The 23060-nt window shown below is 51.0% G+C and carries 19 protein-coding genes; 9 read left to right on the top strand and 10 right to left on the bottom strand.

Annotation, left to right across the window (positions count from 1 at the left end; all coding sequences use genetic code 11):
* Nucleotides 1-550 precede the first annotated feature (550 nt).
* Genes Q2J39_RS06750 through Q2J39_RS06740 form a run of 3 tightly spaced genes read right to left on the bottom strand, consistent with a single transcriptional unit; the run spans nt 551 to nt 2444 of the window.
* The gene (locus Q2J39_RS06750; protein ID WP_288339660.1) at nt 551-1198 is read right to left on the bottom strand and encodes an ABC-2 transporter permease; all 648 of its coding nucleotides are present in this window, start codon (nt 1196-1198) and stop codon (nt 551-553) included.
* Entirely contained in the window at nt 1195-2061 is an 867-nt protein-coding gene (locus Q2J39_RS06745; RefSeq protein WP_230268505.1) for an ABC transporter ATP-binding protein, read from the bottom strand. Before Q2J39_RS06745 ends, Q2J39_RS06750 begins: the two co-directional genes overlap by 4 nt.
* On the bottom strand, nt 2058-2444 hold the full coding sequence (locus Q2J39_RS06740; RefSeq protein WP_230268506.1) for a GntR family transcriptional regulator: 387 nt from the start codon (nt 2442-2444) through the stop codon (nt 2058-2060). Before Q2J39_RS06740 ends, Q2J39_RS06745 begins: the two co-directional genes overlap by 4 nt.
* A gap of 289 nt (nt 2445-2733) precedes the next feature.
* Between Q2J39_RS06740 and Q2J39_RS06735 the strand changes: the two genes are divergently transcribed.
* Nucleotides 2734-3084, top strand: a complete 351-nt coding sequence (locus Q2J39_RS06735; RefSeq protein WP_288339657.1) for a hypothetical protein — start codon at nt 2734-2736, stop codon at nt 3082-3084.
* Nucleotides 3085-3364: 280 nt separating this feature from the next.
* On the opposite strand, the gene Q2J39_RS06730 is transcribed toward Q2J39_RS06735, so the two are convergent.
* The 6 genes from Q2J39_RS06730 to Q2J39_RS06705 all read right to left on the bottom strand — a co-directional run bounded on the left by Q2J39_RS06730 (nt 3365) and on the right by Q2J39_RS06705 (nt 14422).
* The gene (locus Q2J39_RS06730) at nt 3365-4648 is read right to left on the bottom strand and encodes a type IV secretory system conjugative DNA transfer family protein (RefSeq protein WP_288339655.1); all 1284 of its coding nucleotides are present in this window, start codon (nt 4646-4648) and stop codon (nt 3365-3367) included.
* A 4-nt stretch (nt 4649-4652) separates the two neighbouring features.
* Nucleotides 4653-5240, bottom strand: a complete 588-nt coding sequence (locus Q2J39_RS06725) for a ClpP family protease (RefSeq protein ID WP_288339653.1) — start codon at nt 5238-5240, stop codon at nt 4653-4655.
* A gap of 258 nt (nt 5241-5498) precedes the next feature.
* On the bottom strand, nt 5499-9824 hold the full coding sequence (locus Q2J39_RS06720; RefSeq protein WP_288339651.1) for a protein kinase domain-containing protein: 4326 nt from the start codon (nt 9822-9824) through the stop codon (nt 5499-5501).
* A gap of 142 nt (nt 9825-9966) precedes the next feature.
* The gene (locus tag Q2J39_RS06715; protein ID WP_288339649.1) at nt 9967-10956 is read right to left on the bottom strand and encodes a protein phosphatase 2C domain-containing protein; all 990 of its coding nucleotides are present in this window, start codon (nt 10954-10956) and stop codon (nt 9967-9969) included.
* Between the two features lie 218 nt (nt 10957-11174).
* On the bottom strand, nt 11175-13208 hold the full coding sequence (locus tag Q2J39_RS06710) for a hypothetical protein (RefSeq protein WP_288339648.1): 2034 nt from the start codon (nt 13206-13208) through the stop codon (nt 11175-11177).
* A gap of 455 nt (nt 13209-13663) precedes the next feature.
* Complete coding sequence (locus Q2J39_RS06705; protein ID WP_230268221.1) at nt 13664-14422, bottom strand: hypothetical protein; 759 nt, start codon at nt 14420-14422, stop codon at nt 13664-13666.
* 253 nt (nt 14423-14675) lie between these two features.
* Between Q2J39_RS06705 and Q2J39_RS06700 the strand changes: the two genes are divergently transcribed.
* Both Q2J39_RS06700 and Q2J39_RS06695 read left to right on the top strand, forming a co-directional pair.
* Nucleotides 14676-15632, top strand: a complete 957-nt coding sequence (locus tag Q2J39_RS06700; protein ID WP_288339646.1) for a hypothetical protein — start codon at nt 14676-14678, stop codon at nt 15630-15632.
* 100 nt (nt 15633-15732) lie between these two features.
* The gene (locus tag Q2J39_RS06695) at nt 15733-16800 is read left to right on the top strand and encodes an aromatic acid exporter family protein (RefSeq protein ID WP_230268219.1); all 1068 of its coding nucleotides are present in this window, start codon (nt 15733-15735) and stop codon (nt 16798-16800) included.
* Nucleotides 16801-16816: 16 nt separating this feature from the next.
* Here the strand turns inward: Q2J39_RS06695 and Q2J39_RS06690 are convergent, their stop codons facing one another.
* Nucleotides 16817-17245, bottom strand: coding sequence for a hypothetical protein (locus Q2J39_RS06690; protein ID WP_230268218.1), 429 nt, complete (start codon nt 17243-17245; stop codon nt 16817-16819).
* A 68-nt stretch (nt 17246-17313) separates the two neighbouring features.
* Between Q2J39_RS06690 and Q2J39_RS06685 the strand changes: the two genes are divergently transcribed.
* The 6 genes from Q2J39_RS06685 (at nt 17314) to Q2J39_RS06660 (ending at nt 22897) form a co-directional block, all read left to right on the top strand.
* Entirely contained in the window at nt 17314-17883 is a 570-nt protein-coding gene (locus Q2J39_RS06685; protein WP_288339643.1) for a PTS sugar transporter subunit IIB, read from the top strand.
* A gap of 37 nt (nt 17884-17920) precedes the next feature.
* Complete coding sequence (locus tag Q2J39_RS06680; RefSeq protein WP_288339641.1) at nt 17921-18733, top strand: PTS sugar transporter subunit IIC; 813 nt, start codon at nt 17921-17923, stop codon at nt 18731-18733.
* A complete protein-coding gene (locus Q2J39_RS06675; protein WP_288339639.1) occupies nt 18726-19589 on the top strand; it encodes a PTS system mannose/fructose/sorbose family transporter subunit IID in 864 nt (287 codons plus the stop codon). Before Q2J39_RS06680 ends, Q2J39_RS06675 begins: the two co-directional genes overlap by 8 nt.
* 152 nt (nt 19590-19741) lie before the next feature.
* Nucleotides 19742-20164, top strand: coding sequence for a PTS sugar transporter subunit IIA (locus tag Q2J39_RS06670; protein WP_288339637.1), 423 nt, complete (start codon nt 19742-19744; stop codon nt 20162-20164).
* Nucleotides 20164-21885: an alpha-glucosidase gene (locus tag Q2J39_RS06665; RefSeq protein ID WP_288339635.1), complete on the top strand. Its 1722-nt coding sequence runs from the start codon at nt 20164-20166 to the stop codon at nt 21883-21885. Before Q2J39_RS06670 ends, Q2J39_RS06665 begins: the two co-directional genes overlap by 1 nt.
* 256 nt (nt 21886-22141) lie before the next feature.
* On the top strand, nt 22142-22897 hold the full coding sequence (locus tag Q2J39_RS06660; RefSeq protein ID WP_230268212.1) for a MurR/RpiR family transcriptional regulator: 756 nt from the start codon (nt 22142-22144) through the stop codon (nt 22895-22897).
* The last annotated feature ends 163 nt before the right edge of the window (nt 22898-23060 follow it).

Genomic DNA, 23060 nt, shown 5'->3' with positions numbered 1-23060 from the left:
ATTTCTTTATGATTTTCACTTAAGCTGTTTTCTTCGATATCTAAAGGTGATTTGATGCGTTTTGGAAGTCATTTCCTTAACGCTCACTTAGAATATCACAGCATTTTCTCCTATGCAAGCCTTATTTGTGAATTTTTAAAACATTTTCACATCTAGGAATTGCTAGAGATTCAGCTGTGTTCTTCAAGCGGCTGTCTGCTTTCAAACAGCTTTGTTAAGATACTCCTTCTTTACGGAATCTGTCAAATTAAAATACTCTCGCCGCATTTTCCAGAAAATTGAAATAGTAAATTCCAGTCCTGGGCGATTTTTTTCGTTTCGTCTTTCTGGAAATTCTAACTTCCATTTCGAACTTAAATTCCAGTTTTCTTTCCTGCGAACCGCGCGTCTGCTGGATCTTCTGCCTGCAGAACCTGGCAGACAAAAAGGCTGCTCAAATGCAGGACAGAACCGTCTGTCTTCGAGCAGCCTGGATTCTCAAGTCGAGCACGATGGGAAAAGGACTATCCGTTTCCACGGGATCCGCGCACTGTTTGAGATTTTTCTGTTTTTATTTCTGATCCATTTTCGCGAGCAGTCTGGGAACGATCAGGTAAGAAAGCACGACGCAAAGCACCATAATGGCAAAGTATGTCCACAGAAAATCGGTCTGCATGCTGAAAGGGGCTGCATCGGCTGTGGCCATCGCTTTCGCCGAAGCCTCATTCAGTTTGATGCTCCACAGAGCAACGCAGGCACCGCCGGGCAGGAGAGATCCAAAAATACCCAGGATGAAGGCGCTCTTTGGCAGCATGGTGATCAGCGGAATGCCAAAGCCGAGGGCGGAAAACGACAGAATCCAGCTGAGCAGAATATTGATCAGTACAACTTCCTGATCTTTTCCAAAGCCAAGACCATAGACGATTGCCAGACTGAGTCCGAACCCAAACAGTCCGCAAAGCAGACTGAGGATATATTTTTCGCGGATGGCGGTCGGTCTGGAAATGGGCAGTGCGGTCTGATACAGATTCCATCCGCTCATTCGATCGGTAATGATCGACGCTACACCCTGCATCAGAGAATAAATTGTAATATAGGAAATCAAGCCTTCACTGGCGTCCATCCAGATCATGAAAATACTGATCAGGGCGAAGATTCCCAGCATTACAATCCACTGGGTTTTCAGCATCATGAAGTCCTTTTTCATTAGTCCTTTCATCGGCTTTCTCCTTTCCGCTGCCCTTTGGACAGCATGACGATCATTTCATCGAGCGTCGCCGGATGAATTGCATAATCCGGATACCGCCGGCTGAACTCGGTACGGTCTTTGACCAGCATTTCGGTATGCAGACTTTGCGCTCTTGCAGCCAGGATCAGCTGCTCATCGACGAACTGAACCTGATCCGCGGTCAGCTGGGCAATGCCAAACCGATCGATTTCCTCACGGTCGAGCTCGAACAGGATTTTTCCGTCCTGAATGTAGAGAATCGAATCTGCAATCCGTTCCAGATCCGAAGTAATATGACTCGTCATCAAAATGGCATGGTTTTCGTCTTCCATGAATTCCTGCAGCAGATCCAGAATTTCTTCGCGTACGACCGGATCCAGTCCGGCGGTCGCCTCATCAAGCAGAAGCAGGTCCGGCTGATGCGCCAGTGCCGTCGCAATCGAGAGTTTCATGTACATGCCGCGGGAGAGATGGGCAATTTTCCGATCCAGCGGTACCTGAAAACGATCCAGAAAACGGAAGAAGTAGTCTTCCTGCCAGTTTTCATAAATCGTCTTCATGATGGACGAGATTTCTTTTGGCGTGAATGCGCCCGGCAGACCTTTGGAGTCGCCGGAATAGCCGATTTGGTTGTGCAGGCGCGCATTGTCCAGGGCATTTTCGCCGTACATCAGAATTTCGCCGGACTGGGGAATGTCCTGTCCAAGAATGCATCGAATCGTTGTACTCTTTCCCGAGCCGTTTTCACCGACCATGCCGACAACCCGGCCGGCCGGGACGGTAAAGGAAACGTCCTTCAAAGAAAAATCCTTAAAGGCTTTATTGAGACGGGTTACTTTAAGTGCGTCTTTCATACTTCGTCTTCCTCATACAGCAAAGAAACCAGATTCAGCAGCTCTTCCAGAGTCATCTGCGTTTCTTTCGCTTTTTTAATCAGCGCTTCCGCACAGGCTTCCACTTCTTTCTGTCTGGCTTCCTGCGCTGCCTGGCTGTCGATCTGGGCAACAACGGTTCCCCGCCCGACAGCCGACTCAATCAGGCCTTCCTGTTTCAGATCTTCGTAGGCTTTCTGAACGGTAATGACGCTGACTTTCAACATTTTTGCCAGAGCCCGCATGCTGGGAACCGACTGACCCGGGTTCAGCTTGCCGGAAAGGATCTGGCTTCGCATCTGTGTTTCGATCTGCTCATAAATAGGGACGTCTCCCCGAAAGCTAAGAACGATTTCCAGTTCCATAATGGGTGATCTCCTTTTAGATATTGTATATATACAATCAGTACATTAAACGCATCTCAAACGTTTGGCAAGAGCTCCGCAAAAATATTCGAATGAGACCTTTTACGCGATGCATTTCCCGCTCCCTGTTAAAAGACAGACAAAAAGGAAGAGAAACGATTCGCCTGTCTTCTCTTCTTCTGGATGGAATCCATCGCTTGGATGGAAGCTATCGCTCATTGCGGATATAAACGGTCCGCTTATGAGCAAGGCGTGCATTTCTCTTCCTGATTTTGTATTGCGTTGTCTATTGGGTGTTGTATGGCAATTCGTTTCGCGCTTTGAATACGAGCTGGTATTCGGGCGGTTTAGTCGTGAACAGTCAGGCTGTGCAGCATTTCCACAAATCTATACGCAAATCGGCTACTGGAACGAAGTAGTCAAACGGAATCTTCCCAGAACTCATTTTCTGACCATCGATAACAACGCCACCTTTACCAGCGCAGCCGGGATTGGCGCCTTCCCCTACTTTGTTTCCAACTGGCTTCCGCATGCGAATGAAGGCGTCGTCGTCCGTCCCGTCGAAGACATGACCATTCAGTACTGGCTCGTCTGTCTTCGCCAGAATCAGGAAATGGTCCGTTTCATTCGATCGCTCTGAAGATCTCTGAGAAACACGCAGTCAGGGACAGCGGTCCGGCGAGCAATGTTTCTGAGATCCTGGTTCGAATTCTCTGCTGGCTCTATACTGGCTTTCCACTGGTTCTCTGTACCGATACTCTGTATCGATTTTCTGTACTCCGTCTTCGAGCGCACTGAAAAAAGACAAAGACAGGCTGCCCATCCGGTATTTTTTCCGTTTGAGCAGCCTGTTTTTCAATTTGTATTTCTGTTCTGAACTTCTTTGTACAGGGTAGGCACCTGCAGTAGAAATCGTCTGTTTAATGGATCAGACGCTCGTAGAAGCTTTTCTGCTGGCGGGCTTCCTCTTCAAACGCCTTCTGGACCTTCTGGTAAACCGGGTGGTCGAGGACCGGATAGCGCTGCGTGCGAAGCGGGCGGCTTCCGACACGGAAGATGATTTCTTTTCCGACCGGCATAGAGAGCACGTCTTCCAGCGGCAGATTTGCGCGAATGCTGACGTTTTTTGCCGTCTGCAAGTCCATGCCGCCAAGATAGACGTATGTGTTGCAGTTGTTGATAATCGTCGTCGCATCCTCCCGTCCATACATTTTGTTCAGCTGAGATTCGGACTGCAGAAGAAGGGTAACGGAAATGTTCTTTTCGCGGAAAACCGAAATCATTTCCGGAAAGTTTTCGATGCAGCCGCCGCTCGCAAAGTCGTCGCAGATCATGTGTACGCCAATCGGCAGACGGCCGGAACCGCACGTATCCGCGAAGTGAAACAGCGTACGGAACACCTGGCCGTAAAAGATATTCAAATAATTCTGAAGACCCTTGTTTGTGCTCGAAGTGGAAACAAACAGAACGGTTTTCTTCCAGCCCATCTCCGCAATATCCAGCCTCTCCTTCTTGCGAAGCATTTCCCGCATGGATGAAGGAAACAGGCGGTCGATTTTGGAGTTCAGATCGCTGAAAATACATCCGGCTGTCCGGATCGGCGTACTGACAAACGTTGACCAGCAGCGGGCCTCAAAGCTGTCCGGCGCAATTTCCAGAATTTCCCGGAATTCCTTATCCACGCTCGTCTGCACCAGATCGCGCGAACAGTCCAGGTGAATGCGGCTGTGAAACTGCAGCACCTCGTCCAGACCGGCTCCCGGATGAAGGCGGCACACATGCGCAATTTCGGCGCTGAACAGCGAAGCAGCGGCCTGTGCCCAGTATGGATCGGCTTGCGAATACGGATTTTTCTGCCCGTCGCCCACGATGAGCGAGGTGGCAAAATACTCGATGTCTTCATCGGACATCATGTAATCGAGCGGATCAAAGCGGACATCCGATCGTTCCGGATCGATGAAATTCAGATCAATCACTTTGTAGCCGCGCTCTTCAAAAAGACGGCGGTACGTATTGACCAGACGGCGCTTGGTAACGGTAACGACCAGAGACGATTCGGTCGTTTCCAGCAGGCGCGGTTCGCAGATGGACATCGTTTTTCCGCTCCCGGAAAACCCGCAGACCATAACGTTGTTATTGATGCCAGTCTGGGCGCAGTCGCTCGAGTAAATTGCGCGATCGCCGAGAATGATTTTTTCACTCATACGCTTATCCCTCCTGAATCAGTTCTCCCAGCTGTGCCTTTCCATCGCACAGCCCAAAATCGATGGCTTCCTGCAAGGTGAAATACCGGTCTTTGGCGGACGCTTCCTCAATTTCCTGCACGCTCTTTTTCGTATGCGCAGCCAGAATTTCATGAATGCGTCCGGAATAGTCGGCGAGTTTTTTCATGACTTCCTTCAGCGATTCATGGTTTCCCGCAAACGAAGAATTCAGCAGAGGCTCATGAATCATGAGCTGGCTGTCTTCAAACATCAGACGCTTCGCGCCTGCCGCAAACAGAACGGCAGCCATCGAATAGCCTTTCTGCATGCAGACGGTATGGATGGGTGCCGGACTCGACTGCATGGCGTCATAAATCAACAAGCCGGCCCCGACTTCCCCGCCGGGTGAATTGATATACAGATCAATGGGCTGACTGGGATCTTCCTCATTGAGTGTCAGCAGCTGCAAAACGATGCTGTTGGCTTTTTCTTCATCCACTTCTCCAAACAGCAGGATGCGCCGTCTGGACAGATGCCGGGTTTCCATAGGAATCAGGGTGGTTCCCTGACAGGACTTTTCACTCAGATACATAACTGGCCTCCTTTACCAGGAAAGAAGATGTTCGACCTGCATGACAAATGGGTCTGCAGGCTTTTCTTTTCTTCTTTCCTGTCCTGATTCAGTTATACGAAATGGCGGGCCTTTGCATTTTACGGGGGTAAAAGCATGCCGAGCTCTCTGGCGAAAAGACATAGCCAGAGAAAACAGAACCCCCGAAATCCGTTTCACATCAGTTTCGGGGGATTGTTATTAAAAAGAAGAAAAATCAGAAGGGCGTATACCCGTTTTTTACTCGAAGGCTTCAGCAATTATTTCCGGAAGGTTCTCCAGCGTATCGGGCTCGTCCATCGCGCCGGCCGAAAGGAAATACACATGATCGAGATCACCGGCACGCGCAAGCGCATCCCTCTGAACCGGTTCTTCCATTCTGGCGCAGGCGTATGGCGAGCAAAGTACATACACCATCCGGCAAAGGCCATGTCCGCGCGCCATCAGCTGATCGATCGTTTTCAGATCGGCAGACGATGGCTGGTTTGCCGTATCGATCACGCGTACAAAAACCGAACGAAGACCTTTGATCAGCAGGCAGTCAAATTCGGCCGGTCTGTCCAAAGAAAGGTTGCCTTCCCGCGATTCAAAGGACATGCCGCCCATAAAATCGTCGTACTTTGAAGTCATGTGCAGATGCGAGACGAGACGGGCACGAAGGATCGCAACCGGATTGCTCAGCAGCTGCTTCAGACGGTGCGAGACAAAGCGCAAAGGCGCACCCGCTTCGAGCGGTTTTGTCCATCCGCTCGAAATCAGAAGCCGTTTCTGAATCAGCCGTTCCAGACACGCCCGGCATGACGAAACAATCTCAGGCGAATACTGACTTTCCAGACGCGAAAGCTCTTCTTCCAGGCGGCTGGTTTCCAGATCCAGCGGATCCAGCGCAACCTTCACTTCCCTATTTGCAGCTTTTTCGATCTGAACCGTATGTTCGTCCATGACCAGACGGAAATTCCAGAACAGACGCGCAAAGCTTTCCTTCAGATCAAAAGGCGATACTGCGCGAAATTCGAGCGATTCTACGTAGCGGGAATACAGACCGCTCTCTTCTTCAATGAGATGCGCCTGTTTCAGCGCATCCATAATGCGCTTTAGAGCGGGGCGGCAGGCTTCCGGCAGGGCGTAAACCTGCATTCGCTCATGGGCTGGGGCTAGAGCGTGATCATCAAAGACGATTGGCGAAATATGTACGGAAAGTGCGGAAAGCAGTTCACAGAGCGATGTCCACGCCGCTGGATTTTCGGAATAAATCGCCCACAGCTCTTCGTCGCCTTCATAGTGCGCAAACGCCGGCTGACCGGTTTTCAGACCCAGCCTGTTCATGACTTCCTCATCCTGCATGCAGGGTCTTTCATTGAGACATTCCGGCTGGAGAGAATCGCGTTCCGGACAGTCTGAAAGATCCGGATCCAGATTGTCTTCTTGGAGGGACTTTACAGTATTTAAACGATACGCTTTGCCGCTTTGAACGAGACCTTCCAGCAGGCTTCCTGCCGGTCCGGTTTTCTCAAAGCTCTGCACAAACATCCGGGCTAAAACCGAAGGCTTTGAAACGAAGGCTTCTGCATCGTTTTCGATGCTTCCGCTTTCCTCCGTTTTGTTCCTGTCCGATGCCCGATCGAGAGCTTCATCCGAGCAGTCTGGATTCAGGATATAGACGGGAACTTCTCCATCCATTTCGGTTTCGGTGTATACCGGACCGCACCTCGAAGATGAAATGGGCAAAAACGCTGTTGAATCTCCCTCATTCAGAAGTACAAGATCGATTTGAAGACTTTGATGACGGGTGCGCATCAGGCGGGCAATCTGCACAGCCAGCGCATAGTCCCGTTTCGCCTCTTCCTGATTTTTTGGAGCGCAGACCATCCGGAGCTGACGGGGTTCAAACGCAAAAAGCGTATGGAGAATATCTTCCACGTACTCCAAACGAAGTTCCATCCAGATCTGATGTTCGCTGCTGAAATCGAGCAGAAACGGAATTTCATCAATCAGAACTAAATCGTTGATCTTCCAGTCCTTGTAATCGTGACAGGCGGCAAGCGGCCAGAAGCTTTGTTCAAAACGGTTCAGGATATCGGCTGCACGCACGGCTTGCGCCGGATCCAGCTTAGCGAGCGCTTTATTCAGGATGCCCGTGTGCTTTTTATACGGCCCGCTGGCTTTCTGCTCCCCATTCCAGATTTCCAGAACGCAGCTTTTCCAGGCGAAAAACGCCGACCAGACGGTTTCGTTTGCGCGGGCAATCGATTCCAGTTCCTCCAGTCCCAGAGAAAACGGCGTAGCCGAGGCGCGCACGTCTCTGGCTTTTCGCAAATGGTGCTGGTGCACTTCCACCGAGCGTCGATCCAGATCATCCAGTAAAGCCAGATGTGCTTCATCGGCCTGATCCCACATGGACCGCTCTTTCCAGATTCCGTTCTGAAGCGTCAGACTGGGCGTGGAATCCACCAGCAGCAGATGGTGCTCGTGATGGTCGTACGTTCTGCCCGGAATGCAGGCGTCCAGATCATCCAGCCGGCTCCAGCCGCGGCAGAGCTTTTCGACAATCCAGCGGCGATGTTCCGCGCACACCAGATTTTGTCTGGCCTGGGCATACACCGGATCCGACAGGCGTTTTCGAAATTCGGAAAGTACGTCCTTCGGATTTTGTAGATCGAGCGTCAGATCGAATCCCGCCAGCTTTGCGGGAATAGTCATAGCGGTACATAAAGACGAATAGTACGCGTAAGGATCTTCAAATTCGCGTCTGGCAGCTTCCAGATCCGGCATGCTCTGGCGCTGCCATAACAGATGGGCATTAAACGCCAGCTCATCGAGCAGCCGGCATAGTTTTTCTTCGTCTTTGGAAAACTCTGCATCCGTTCGGATTGGCAAGGCTTCCATACTCGAACATGTAAAATCCGGTTCTTTTTCGTTTTCCTGCCACACAGCCAGCTCGTAGGGGCCCTCAGGAAACTGCTGATGAAAGCGAATATCGCAAAGGACGTTCTCTTGTGCACACAGATCGCTCAGCGAAGCAGCCAGATTGCGGTTTCTGGCATCCCGTGCGAGCGCAATGAAAACGGAATCCGAATGCAGAACGTCTTTTTGCAGTCTTCCCGGCAGATCGAACAGCGTATCCCCGATGAAATCGAGGTGCAGAGGATAAAAACGAATGGTTCCATACGAAGCATTTGCGGGAACGGATTTTTTCACGGTTCCAAAAGGCGTTTCGTAAATGAGACCGAAGAAATCCCGAAGACCCGGTCGCCCTTTTACGTACCGTTCAAATTCTTCCGGATCTTCGCTGACAATCAGAATTTCTACTGGGTTTTCCTCAAACTGAATCATCTGCAAAAGCAGATCGATAACCAGCTCGCTGAAAATGCCAAACCCGATCAGCATGACCCGGTTTTCCCGGCGCGTTTTCCCGTTCAATCGGGGATTTTGCCGGCCGACGGGCAGCTCAAACAGATGCGCATGAAGATGGCGCAGCGGTTCCAGTCCTCTTAAGCGGGAACTCGAAGACGCCTGAAAAAACTGTTCGAGCGAAATGAGCGCGCTCTGCTGCTTTTTGCGCCGCGTCATCTGCCGCACGCGGGATAAGATGGCGTTCAGATCTTCGAGCATCAGTTCCGCGCAAGGATAGCGGCGCGCGCGAGGCGCCAGAGCCCGGCTGATCATCTGCGCAAGCTGTCGTAAAAGGCGCGATGCATTTTTCAGAGCCGGATCCGCGAAGAGCCGGGAATTTTTCAGTTCGGCATACACCGCACCAAACGTACAGCCTGCCGGATTTCCATCCGGGGTTCTTCCGTGTTCGCTGTCTTCTTCGGTAAAAATCAGCGCGTTATACAAAATGGCGCCAATCGAATAGAGATCGGTCTGATTGCTTGGATCTTCCCAAAGCGCTTCGGGTTCCATATAGCCTGGCGTTCCCGTGACAATGAGGCCTGGTTTGTAAACCGAACAGATCGATTCCACATCGTACAGGCAGACGCCCTGCGAGAGATACGTATCGTTGTGCTTGCGGATGCCGAAGTTGGCCGGTTTGAGATCCCGGTGAACCATTCCGCTTTCGTGAAGCGACTGCACGCCGCGCAAAAGCGAACCGATCGCGGTCAGCAGCAGTTCCAGAACTTCACTCGCCGTTTTCGACGACTGACGAATGGAGCGGCAAAGATCCGCGAACGAAACGACGCGGGCAGCCGGCATCCAGATCCAGAAGCTGCCTTTCTGTCCTTCTTCTTCATAAATTTCGTACAAGGGCAGAAAGTTCGCCAGATCCTGCGACTTTCCTTTCTGAAGCGTCTCCCGAAGCAGGAAGTACGGGGCAAGCAGCGGATCGACAGAATCTGCACTCTCGCCCTTTTGTCCGTACTGTTTCAGTACCCCGCGAAAACTTTCCTCGTGATAAGCTTCGTACACCGTAGAAAAAGCTCCTTCGCCAAGTTTTGAACAAATATGAAAAACCCGGCACAGCCGCTCCTCGCTCTGTCTGGAATACAGCACCAGCCGGATTTCATTTGGATTTCGAATTTCCATACCCATTCCCGCATTCTTTTTGGTATTCTTTTGGGCCTTCATATCGGCCTTCTTCTCAGTCAGCTTTTTTTTCCTTTTCTTTTCAAGTTTCTTTTCAAGTCTTCTCGCACCTGTGCGTTTTGTCCGTCCCCGGACGACCGCTTTTTTTCAGCTGCTGGCGGTTTTCCTTTACAGCGACATGCTTCTACAGGGGCATGCTTCCCTCGCCCTGCAGCAAAATGGTTCTGCGTATTCGGCGGCTCTCCGGCTTCTGCTTTCTTTCAAAAGGCGAATAAGAAACCACACCGTCAGCCTGAAGTCTCCAGGTGCCGGCTTTTGCGATCGTTTCCCCCGAAAAATCAGCAAAAACCGGTGACTCTGGGCTTCGACGAACCAGAATACGTTCTATTCGATTTTCCGGCCCCGGATAGGCAGCCGCATTTGGGCCGGCGTTTTCATATCGACACAAACCGGCGTGCTGTCGTGCCGGTCGTATGTTCGATGCCCTTATCCAGTTTTCGAGCTGGAGCGCTAAAAAGGAACAGTCGTCCACACCGTTTCCTTTTTTCAGATAGCCCGTAATTCCCTCGAAGTTTTCGGATTCTATGAGCTTTCGAGCCTCGGTTTTCATGCGGTTGCGATCGTACAGTAAAGACCAGGCTCCATCCGAACAAAGCAGAATTGACGTATACGGCTTGCCGCAGACGTGTCCGATCTGAAGGAGACGCTCGCCATGCACTGTGGTCGATGCGGGTGTTCCGTTTTGCTTCGAAGCCGGCATGGCCAGCAGCCCCCGATCGGTTTCTTCTCCCATCGCCAGGATCATCGCATCGCCAAGCGAGAGATAAAACAGACGATCCGTATCCCGGTCGTATCGAAGCGCGGCGTATATACACGAATAGTCCTCTACGCTGCATCCGGTTTTTTCGGCTTCCAGTCGCTGGGCATTCCACACTTTCTCAAAGATTTTCTGGCGCTGAAGACCGGCCGGCCGGGTCAGATCCAGATCCATCAGCAGATCGAGCAGCGTGTGCACCGCGATTTTTGCGCCTTTCGCCGCTTTTTTACACGTACTGACTCCGTCCGCCAGTGCCAAAACGACACGATTTTCTTCCACTGCCGCGCCGATGCAGTCTTCGCAGTCTTTCTTTTCCTGGATATGACGCGTACCGCGATCCGACATCCAAAACAGCATTTTTCTTCCTCCACAGACATCTCCCTTCTTCGCCAGGAACTGCCGCGGCGGCAGAGCCGGTTGTTTCGAAAAAGAAAGGCGAAAGACAGAACCGTCCGCAAGGCCACCGATATAAGCAACCGATCTAAATAACCGATATACATAACAGAGAATTTCCTCTCGTATACATAACGGAAAATTCCCTCACGCAGAAGGTGCTGTCGGGCGGCCAGGAGCCGCTAAAGAATCAGGGAGGCGTAGGAGGAAAAGGTCAGCAGGACATCGAACAGATTTTTGCCGCTGACGGGCTGGTAGCCGGCGGCGATCAGATACGGATCCGCCTGCTGCTTAAAGGCTTTGAACAGATCTTCGTAGCACGCCCACATATCGGGGGAATCGACGGCGTGCAGATCGTTGAACAAATAGTAGAAGGCACTCAGCAAAACCGTCCGGCTCATCGCCATAAGCTGCGGCACGCTTCTGGGCTCTGGTTTCGGCTCAGCTTCTTGCGTGTTTGAAGCTTCGGCCTGTTTCTGGGAATCGGCTTGCTTTTTCAAACTGGCCAGTCTGTTTGCTTTCCCGTTTTGTACGGCTGCCTTCGGCAAAGTTTCGGGTACCGTTATCCCATTGTCCCTGGCCAGAACTCTGGCCAGGTTCAGGATTTCTTTGTCATCCAGATTCTGGTCTGCACACTGATTGCGAACCCTGGCCACAAAATCCGTCCAGATTTGCATGGGATCTTCCGCATCCGGTTCTTCTTCGGTATCGGACGGATTCAGCGCTTCCAGAAGCACTTCCGGCAAAAGGTTTTCTTCCTGCTTTCTGAACTGTTTTCCGTCTTTTCCTATAGAAGAGACCAGATTGTTGGCATTGATCAGAAGACGCGCAAACTGTTTGACGTCTTCGCCCGCAACGCCCAGTTTTTCTTCGAGCAGCCCGATCCCCTCTTTTTGCATGGAGCGTACGTCGGTAAACCACAGACCGCCTTTGCACGTCTGGGCATCCACGCCGCGCGCATTGAGCTGATCGAGAATCGCCTGATACTGCGCTCTGGCACTGCGCTGTTCCTGTGCCAGTTCCATGACGGTCGGCGTTCTCCTAGTATCCGTCAGCGCGTAGATATCGCAGTCGTAGTTTTCGAGAAGAAACGCTTTAAAATCCTCCTCCGACCACGAAAGCGCGTCCTGTCCTTCCAGATTCGAGGCGAGAGGGCTCTGCCGGACGTAATTTCGATACTGCTGTGTCGGCGTCTCCATAGCTTTTACGGACCTTCCGCTCTTACTTTTTTCACTGCGGATCGAGTCAATCATCTGTTCCGCGCGCTCAATTTTCTGCGCCGGACTCAGATCGTTCTGGCGAAGGTAGTAGAGATAGACCATTTCCGCGAAGTTCTTGTAATTGATGCCGCGGCCGGTCGGCACATACTCCAGTCCGCCTGCCCGGTTTGTCATGGATTCCGATAAAAAGCGGGTGAGGTTATTGTCGTAGTAGTCCCGGAACAGATTGATTTCGATATCGGAATCGTGATCCAGAATTTCAAAGTCCACCTGATTGTTCGTAAAGTAGCTCATGTTATAGACAATGGCGAAATAGTACAGCATCTGCACTGTAACGCCCTGTACGCGAAAACGGCCTCGGGCCAGATCATCGATTTTTCGAAGCAGTCCGTATTTGCCTTTCGGCTTCAGATCCGGCCTGTCTGCAGTGGCCAGCGGTTCAAAGACATCGTCATCGAGAAAATCCGCACCGTTTTCGAGCGTCATTCTCGGATTGCCGGATTTTTCGCGGACGCAGCTCTGCAGGTAGTTTTTGCCTCCAAACCCTGCGGATTTTGGAAATCCGCCGTATTTCACAAACTGCCGGAGAATGCGTACCCGAAGCGAATCGTCCTTCCAGGCTGCATCTTCGGGAAAACTCAGACGGTCCACATCGCGTTTGAGATATTCACTGGGTGTGGCATACGTCTGAAAGCGACGATAGAGACTGTTCAGCATGCTGGCTTCGACATCTTCAAACGTTTCCAGCTCGAATGCATACGTGTCGGTAAGGTGAAGATAGTAGTCATTGGACTGATCGGGCAAATACGAAATGCCCAGGCGATCGTAAAGATCCAGCAGCTTTTTTAAAGCGGACGGCCGCATGGATTCGGTGGCTTTTTCCAAAGCTTTCTGCCGCAGCGTGACAGCCCGTTTTGTATACAGGCCGCTGAATTCGTCTTCGAGCGAATCCAGCGCCGAAGCCAAGCGTCGGGTAATCGTTCTCTGGCTTTCCATCGTAGAAACTCCTCCTGTTTCCTGATTTCACAAAAATGATAAGATCCTCGCCAAACTGCCCTCGCGAAGGGGGTAATTTTTTACTGCCTTTCCAAAAACAGCCTCAGCATAGCGGGCATAGCGGGAATCGATCATCGGTTTTCATAAACATATTCGTGATCATTTTGGATGATCGTTCTGTTTCTAGGATATCCAATCGGGATTTAAATGGTCATTCTTTTTGGAACGGGGCAGGAATTGTGTACGATCTCTGAGATTTCCTGCAGGTTCTGGATGGTCCAGAACGAGCAAAAGCGGTGAAAAATGCGCACTGAGCGATGAAAAAATTGCAGATAAGCAGACAAACACAGAGAAAGGCAGAAACAAACAGCTCCATCCAGTCCCTTCTCTGCCTGCGAGAAGGACGGAATGAAACTGTCTGGGTCGTGTCTGTTATTTTCTTGTTCCTGTAAGTTTTACTTGTTCTGGCCAGAGGGCATGCGCGCTGGCTGATTTGAATACAGCATCGTCGTTCTGGACAGCTCATCGAGCCGTTCATCCAGATCGTCGCCGTCCTTTAAAGTCTGGCTCTGGCGCAGTTCGAGCAGCTTGTCGATCACGCCGTTGATACGGTTGAGAAGATCCGTCGAATCCGCCACGTAATTGTCCAGAAAGCGGATCCGCTTTTCCGTTACGTCGGCACTGCCGAATACTTCAACAGCCTGACTGGCGTTTTCATAGTTTTTTTCGAGAACGTCTCTGGCTCCGTCCAGTACGCTCTTGTAGCGGGAAGCAGACATCCAGGAGCTGCCAAAGGAATCCTGAATCAGACGGTCGATCGCATTTTCGCTCTCCTCCGCCTGTTCAATCTGCTTTTTCAAAATGGCCAGACGCTTTCGATACGGTTCGGGAACCTCTCGCTCATATTCCGGCGCTTTCGCCTGGACAGGAAGCGGAGGCTTTTGTTCCGCATCTGGCGCGGACCGCTTTGTCGAAGGGCGGGCCGAATGGGACTGGATGGCTTTGAAAAAGCGCGTTACGGCAAGCAGGCCGTAAAAAAGCGAAAGCATGCAGAACAGAAAAGCAAAGAAATTTTTCGACCGGTCAAAAACGCCGAGCAAAAACGTAAAGCAGATGCCAAATACAATCGCATATCCGGCTGCAGCATACGCAGAAAGTTCATCAAACGTGTGAAATGCCTTTTTCCTGTTCAGACTGTTTTTTCTTTGTGCCATGACAATTCCTCTTTTTCTTTCCAGATCCTTGTCCTTTTCACCAGCCCTTTGTCCTTTTTTCCAGAGCTTTGGTCTTTTTTCTTCCCCTTTTGGATGAAGCGTTCGATTCAAAAGATCGGACTGCTATCATTTTAGCAGTCCCTTAGACGAAAAGAACTGCGCCGGACGCCAAATCGTCCAGACGGCCTGTCTTTATTGCCTGCAGGTTTGAAAAGGAAGAATCCTGTGCTTAAAGGGATGGAGAGAGAGGAGAATGCCTATGCAGCAGGCCGCCATGCCGCCAGACGATTTTGGCAAACGAAAAAAGAAGCCGCCTTTGCCGCCGCAAAAGGACTCCCGTTCTTTTCATGCCTCAAATCGCGCCTCAAAAAATACGGCTTCCCAGAACGCTCGCAATCGACCGGCTTTTCATCAGATCTCCAGACTGCTTCATGCGCTGAAGCCAGCACCCGTTGCGCTTCTTATCGCCGGTCTGTGCTTTGTCCTGCTTCCGGTTTATGTGATGCGTTCCTCTTCCATCTCCGATTTTCCCTATACGGACGATGCAGACGGCGTGCTTACACTGGAAAAAGCCGGCGTAAGCGTTCAGGTCGCTCACCTTGAGAAGATCAATGGCGTCAGCTTCGCCACCCTGCAGATTTCCAGACAGGATACGCTGAAATCGAAGAGCATGAGTATCAACGTCTACGACACCCGAACAGAAGAAGATGACCCGAATTCGTATTCCGCAGACGCCTGCACCTGGATCGATATGCCCTTTGGCGTCGATACGATGTATCAGACGCTGGCCCTGTCCGGAAGCGAAAAAACGGATCTGGACGCGAACGATCTGTCCTTTTCCGTTGACGGATTTTGGGAAAGCGACCTGCGCTCCGATTACGACTTTCTCGATGAGAAAGGAACGATGAGCGACGAAGACCTGCTGAAAGCATATCGCGAGCTTGGAGATCAGAACTACACCGTTCAGCTGACAGATGACGGCAGGGATTCCAGCTATTCGACGATCGCCTTTTCGTTAAGCTGGCCCGACGATAGACCGAATTCGTATTTTGGACACGTCAACATTCTTTACAAAAAAGAAGGGCAGACCGTATTTGCGGATGTCTACGAAATGAAACCTTCCGCCGGATCGTCCAGCTTTCAGTACGTCTACACCCCTTCCCTTCCGATTCCTGACTACGATGAAGTCGAAGTCCTGAAAATCGACTGAGAAAACATCAAAGCTTCGAAACCCGTTGTTCTGCATGGGCTTTCGGAGCTTTTCTTATTTTTTCGCTATGAAAAGAGGGACGGAATGCTAGATTTTTTTTATGAACTTTGAAAAAATTCGCCCGCAGCTCTGGAAGTATGGCCGCCGTGGGCGCCAGGCGCTTTCGGCCGCCGTCAAAATCGGGATCGGTTCTGCCGCCGCCATTCTGGTCTGTCAGCTTCTGAAGCTTCCCAATGCGGCATCCGCGGGAACCATTACCCTGCTGACTCTGATTGCCCGTACCCGTAAGGATACGATTCAGCTGATCGGCTGGCGTCTGGTTTCCTTTGTGATTACCGTCGTGATCTGTGCCGTCATTTTCCCTCTGGTGGAAAAGTCGTATCTGGCTTACGCTCTGTTTCTTTTCGCCGACGTGCTGATTCTTGATCTGCTCAACTGGCAAAGTACGCTTTCCGTCAACGCGGTCATCGGCGCGCACTTCCTGATCAACCGGGACTTTTCTGCGGAATTTGTGATCGATGAGCTGATTCTGCTCATGATCGGTACGCTCATCGCCTTCGGACTGAATCTTCTGCAGCCGACGCTGAGTGAACGCGAACGCCTGTATCGAAAAATCGGCGCCGTCGAAGCCGAACTGAAAACGTGCCTGTGCGACGTGTCGGCGTATTTGCGCAAGGAACAGAAAGCCGACGTTTCGCGCAGCGATCTCAATCTCCTGCAGGAGGAACTGAACGAATGCATCGCCCAGGCCACCCAGTTTACGCAAAACTCCTTTCACGAACGGGACAAATGGTTTCTGCAGTATTTTGAAGTGCGGCTTTTGCAGTGCATGATTCTCAAGCAGCTGCATGCTCATGTCAAAGCCATTCAGTCCATACCCGGACATGGCAAACTGGCCGCAAATTTTATCGACACGCTCTCCTTTCACGTAACGGAATCTTCCCGGCCAAAAACGCAGCTTGAAGACGTCGACCGCCTCATTCGGCAGGGCGCCTTGTGTCCGGATGAGCAGAGCGATTTTGAAAGTCAGGCGATGTTTTATCACGTGCTGCTCGACTTGAAGGAATACCTGCAGCTCGAGAGCGAATTTCTTTCTTCCTTAAGTCCAAGACAGCTTCGCCAGTACGAAGAAAAGGTAAATTACCTCCCAAAAGAAGCTGTTTCGTAATCCATCCAAGTCCGGGTTATCGACAGTTTCGAGCCTGCTCTCTTTCGCGCTGATCTGCTTGCGCCCCTTCCCGCATGCATATATTCGTCAAAAAAGGAGGCACATCCGTCTTGAAAATCAAGACGGACCCCTTGGTCCGCTGGAAAAACCTGAAAAGCCGCCCCCATAAAATAAAACAGAATCTGTTCCTTTGAGAGATGCCGAGACTGGCATCTCTTTTTCTTTTCCCGCTTTTGCCTGCACGATTGGCGGCAGGCGTTTTATGCCTGAATCGGGACGATTCAGTGTTTTCGGCCCATGGGAAGAAAAGGCTTTCCCCGTTTTCGTTTTTGCGTTTTATCGTATTATTCACTTTATATAAAGCTGTTTTTTCAACGGGAAATTTCCCGCCGTCCTGGGAAATACCCAGAGTTTGAAGCGCTTTCCCAACGTCCTTGCAAACCATTTACCTGTTTCTGGAAGTTTTCTATTCTGTCCTCGTCAACAGGGCGAACAGCCAGGGAGGAAAAAATTATGAGCATTGTATTAGCCAGAGTCGACCAGCGGCTCATCCACGGAATCGTCGTGACCCAGTGGGCAGGAGTGACGAAAGCCAAACGCCTGATGGTCATCGACGACATCGTATCCGGCGATGAAATCCAGAAACAGGCGATGCGCATGAGCAAGCCGGCCGGAACAGGCATGTCCATCATCGACACCGAAACCGCCATCCGTAACTTCAAAGCGGGCAAGTACGACAACCACAACGTCTTCGTCATTGTGCGCGAGCCGGAAACGCTCGTCACCCTCAAGGAAAACGGTATTGAGATTCCGAAAGTCAACATCGGCATTCTCTTCGACGGCGAAGGCAAAAAGACGGTGAAAAAGATGGTTTCCGTCAGTGAAAAGGAAGTCCAGGACTTCCGCCGTCTGCAGCAGCTCGGCGTACCGGTAACGTTCCACTATGTACCGGGCGAGAGCGAAGAAGCCTTTGAAACGTACATCAAGGACGAAAAAACCGTCCCGATCCAGACGGATCTCTCTAAGCAACTTCACCCCTTTGCCAAAGAGGCGCTCGCAGTCGATTCAAACCAGGAAATCTGAACACGCAGATCAATCATTCTGAGAAAGGAAACTGAATATGGAAATTTTACAGGCTATCCTGATCATCCTGCTCGCTTGCTGGATGGTCATTGACCAGCAGGGGCTCGTCCTCATGACCTGGTTTCCCATCATGATCTCGGTTCCTGCCGGCATCATCATGGGCGATCTCACTACCGCACTTATGATCGGCGGAACATTTCAGCTGATGAACCTTGGCGTCGCCAACATTGGAGGCAGTTCCGTCCCCAACTGGGGACTAGCCGCACTGGTCGGCATCTTCGTTGCCTGCCGTACCACGGGCGATCTCGATTCCGCCAAAGCCGTTGCGCTGGCGGTCGGCGTTCCTGTCGGCATGCTCGGCATTCAGCTCGACGTTCTTGCCAAACTGCTCAACACCTACGTAGCCAACGCAGCCAAAAAAGCCTGCGATGCGCTGAACTTCAAAAAAATGGAACGCATTCTCTGGCTTGGACCCGTCATCTTCATGCTTTCCACCGCTCTGCCAACTGCACTTTGCGTCATCTTCGGCGAACAGATCGTCAGCTTCATTCTTTCCGTTGTTCCCGAATGGTTTACCAATGGACTGTCCATCGCGGGCAACATGCTTCCGGTTGTCGGTATCGCGCTTCTGCTTCAGGCTATGCCGGCTAAGAAATACCTGTCCATGCTTCTGGCCGGATTCGTACTATCGGCCTATCTGAACGTGCCGATGCTCGGCGTTTCGATCATCGGTCTGGCTCTTGCCTACTATTACTTCACCACCGCATCGTCTAAGCCGGCCGCTGCCGTCGCAAAGAGTGCCGGCGATACGGCAATCATCGAAGAGGAAGGAGATGACTGGGATGAGTAAAAATATGGAAACTCCATCCGTTATTCAGGAAAACAGCCCGGCACCCGCAGCCGAAAGCCATCGGGTGCTGACCAAAAAAGATATTCGTACTGCTGCATTTCGCTACATGTTCATGGCCTGCAACGTTTTCAACTACGAAAGCCAGCAGGGACCTGGCGTCGTTTTCGGTCTGAAGAAAGCACTGCGCAAGCTCTATCCGAACGATGAAGATTACCGGGCTTCGCTCGACAACCAGTTCAAGTACTTCAACACTACAACCTGGATGGCCAACATTCTTCTTGGCGCCTCGCTGGCCATGGAGGAAAAAGACGGTCTGGAGGCGCTCGACACCGTACAGAACTTCAAGACCGGCATGATGGGGCCTTTAGCCGGAATCGGCGACACCCTGATCTGGGTTCTGTATCCGACCATCATGGGATCCATCGCAGCCTACATGGGTCTGGAAGGCAATCCGATCGGCGCCGTCATCTGGATGGTCCTGAATATCTGCTTCCTGTTCCTTCGCTTCAAGCTGTTCGACCTCGGCTATGAATCCGGTCTGAAGCTGATTACTGCTTTAGGCGACAAACTGCAGACGTTTACCCAGGCCGCTTCCATCATGGGGCTGACCGTCGTAGGCGCCCTCATTCCTTCCGTAATCCATATGACGGTCGGTCTGGAATTTGCGTTTGGCGAAGTGGCTCTGAACATTCAGACCGGCGTACTCGATTCGATCATGCCAGCTCTGCTCCCCGCACTGCTTACGTTTACGGTGTACAAGCTGCTCTCTTCGCGAAAAATGAGCGTCATTCAAATCATCTTCGCCATCATTGCGCTGGCGCTGGTCTGCTCCTTCTTCGGTATTCTGACCGTTTAATTTCCTTACTTTGTCTTTCCCTTCTGGAAAGGCACACCGAAATAAAACAGCTGCCGGCTTTTCTTTCAATAAAATTTCCGGCAGCTGCTCTCGTTCTGATCGTTCTGCATTCTCATTTCTTTACCCCATTTACGAAAGGATACCTGCTGATCATGACCAAAATCATTCTCGCCAGCCATCACACTATGGCTTCCGGCTTAAAAGATACTCTCAACTACATCTTCCCTTCCGATCTTGAAATTGCGGACATTTCCGCCTACCTGAACAACACCCCCATCGAAGAAGAACTCGCCGCTGTCATCGATCCTGTCGATCCGGCCGATGAAATTCTGATCTTTACCGACATGCCTGGCGGTTCGGTCTGCCAGGCATGCGCGCCCTACATTCTCAAACGGCCCAATACGCATCTGTTTGCGGGAATGAATTTGCCGCTGGTGCTTACTCTGGCGCTGCAGGCGCAGAGCGGCGCTCTGGATGAAGCAGGCATTGAAACCGCCATTGCGGAAGCCCGCTCGCAAATTGTTTACGTCAACGCGTCCTTTAGCGCATCCGACGATGACGAGGAGGATGAATAATGCGCGGCAAGTCGACCGACTGGTGGAAAAGCAGCGTCATTTATCAGATTTACCCCCAGTCTTTTCAGGACAGCAACAACGACGGCATCGGCGATCTCAACGGGATCCGCTCCCGTCTGGACTACATTCAGAAGCTTGGCACAGACACGATCTGGCTGAACCCAATCTATGTATCTCCGCTTATCGATAACGGATACGATATTGCCGACTACCGGGCCATTCATCCGCAGTACGGAACGATGGAAGACTTTGAGCAGCTGCTCAGAGAAGCCCATGAAAAAGGGATTCGCATCATTATGGATCTGGTCGTTAATCACACATCCGATCAGCACGAATGGTTTAAGCAGTCCCGCTCTTCCCGAAACAATCCTTATTCCGATTTCTACATCTGGAAAGACGCGAAAGAAGACGGCTCGCTTCCCAACAACTGGGGCTCGACGTTTGGCGGACCGGCCTGGACGTACGTTCCCGAACGCGATCAGTACTATTTGCACTGCTTTGCCAAAGAGCAGCCCGATCTGAACTGGGAAAATCCGGCGGTTCGCGAAGCGGTTTATGAAGACATGCGCTTCTGGCTGGATAAAGGTGTCGACGGATTTCGCATGGATGTCATTTCGGTCATCTCCAAAGATCCCGCCTTCCCGGACAATGACGGCCGCTTCCCCTATACAAAGTCCTATTACATGGGCAGTTCCAACGGACCGCGCGTTCATGAATTCCTGCAGGAAATGAATGAGCAGGTGCTCAGCCGCTACGATGTGATGACCGTCGGCGAAACGCCAAACACCACAACAAAGCAGGCTCTGCTTTTTACCGATCCGGCGCGAAAAGAACTCAACATGGTTTTCCAGTTTGAACACATGCATCTCGATTATGGAAAATACGGCAAGTTTTCCGTCGAACGCGCTCCGCTTGCCGATCTGAAGGAAAACCTGTCCAAATGGCAGAACGATCTGGAACAGGGATGGAATTCCCTGTACTGGAACAACCACGATCAGCCGCGTGCAGTATCCCGCTATGGCGACGATCAGCGCTTCCGCATCGAATCCGCAAAAATGCTTGGCACCCTGCTTCATGGCATGAAGGGAACGCCCTTCGTTTACATGGGTGAAGAAATTGGTCAGGTAAACCCGGAATTTGAACGTCTGGAAGACTATCAGGATATCGAGACCCGCGCCTTTATCGATCTGCTTCGCGAAAACGAAGAATCCGAAGAGTTCATTCGTACCGTCTGCCATAACGGCAGCCGGGACAATGCCCGTACGCCGATGCAATGGGATTCAAACAAGTCCAATTACGGCTTCTCAAAAAGCGAGCCCTGGCTGCCCTTTACCAAAGCCAGAGACGTTTTTACCGTCGAAGACGCGCTGAACGATCCCAATTCCGTCTTCTACCATTACCAGAAGCTCATCGCTCTGCGAAAAGAACTCCCGGTTTTGCGCAACGGAACGTACTCGCTCAAAATGAAAGATCATCCAGAGATCTTCGCTTATAAACGAGCCAACGAAAACAGCAGCCTGTATAACATCTGCAGCTTCGCCGATCAGGATATTCCGTTCTCCCTATCCGATCTTGGCCTTTCCAAAGAAGAAGAAAAATGTCTTTCATGCGCAAAGCTTCTCCTTTCCAATTACTGCGACACCCCAGAAACGCTCTCGAAGATCCAGACGCTTCGTCCTTATGAAGCGCTCATGATTCTTTTTGACAAGACGATCGACTGATTTTGAAGACTCCAGAATCTGGAGTCTTTTCTGTTTCTGCGCTTTGATCTTTTCAGTAAGCGGAGTGCCCCTCACACTTCGCCTGATCACGGAATGTGCACGAAAAAGGGATGGATGTAAAAACGGTCTTATCGATTTCTGAAAATTCCTGTACCTTAAAAACGGACCGAAAGAGTATGGCTGTACAAAACCTGTTTTTCTTTTCCATCCATTCTGGATGGACTATCCCCCGCACTAAGGAGAAAGGAGAAGGATCATGAATTTTTTCCAGCAGGTAAAAGTGAGCTATGACGGCTTAAACGATACAGAAAAGGAAATGGCCAGTTTTCTCGTTTCCCATACAGAAGATCTTTGCGGCCTGTCCATTAACGATATGGCGAAAATGCTGCAGTCGAGCCGGTCATCCGTACTGCGCCTGGCGCAGAAACTCGGCTATCGCGGCTATTCCCAGATGAAATTTGAAATGCAGGAAGCGTTGAATGCGCGGGAAGTCATTCCGCAGGATCTGGTCGATCAGTACCGTCACGATGTGATGCGAACGTTCGATATGTGCGCGCAGTTCAATTATACGCCGCTGCTGAAAGCCATCGATTCGGCAAATCGCCTGATCATTTACGCGACCGGATTTGTACAGAACAACTATTCCCAGCAGTTTTCTTCGGAGCTTTTTCTCTACGGCAAGCCGAATCATCTGATTTCTGGAGAAACGAACTTTGAAATTATCGCCCGTACACTGACGCCGGACGATCTGGTCATTATCACCAGTCTCAGCGGAGAAACCCCGCATCTCAAAAACATCGTCAATCTGCTCAACATTCGAAAAGTCCCGATCTGTTCGGTGACGATGCTTTCCAAAAACTCTCTCAGCGATCACAGCCAGTTCTCGCTGCACTATGAAATCTCCCCGCTTCCACTGCAGGCCGAAGACTCCAAATCCATGAACGCCCTTTCCATCGCATTAACAGTTCTGGCAAGAAAGTATCTGGAATACGCGCACTTCGATGAAATGTAAACTGCAAATCCAGGCGTCCGATCCTCGAGCCGCTGAAAGCGAAGAATTCTCTGTTCATAAAACGCAGACAAAGAAAAATCCCCGAAAGATATCGGATTTCTCCTTTAACTTTCGGGGATTTCATTTTGTTCGGCGACTACTTATCTTTGCCTTGCGGCTATTG

Source organism: uncultured Allobaculum sp. (assembly GCF_948576815.1).
Taxonomy (GTDB): Bacteria; Bacillota_I; Bacilli_A; order Erysipelotrichales; family Erysipelotrichaceae; genus Allobaculum; species Allobaculum fili.
The sequence above is the reverse complement of the archived record's forward strand: the minus strand, read 5'-3'. Positions and strand labels throughout refer to the sequence as shown.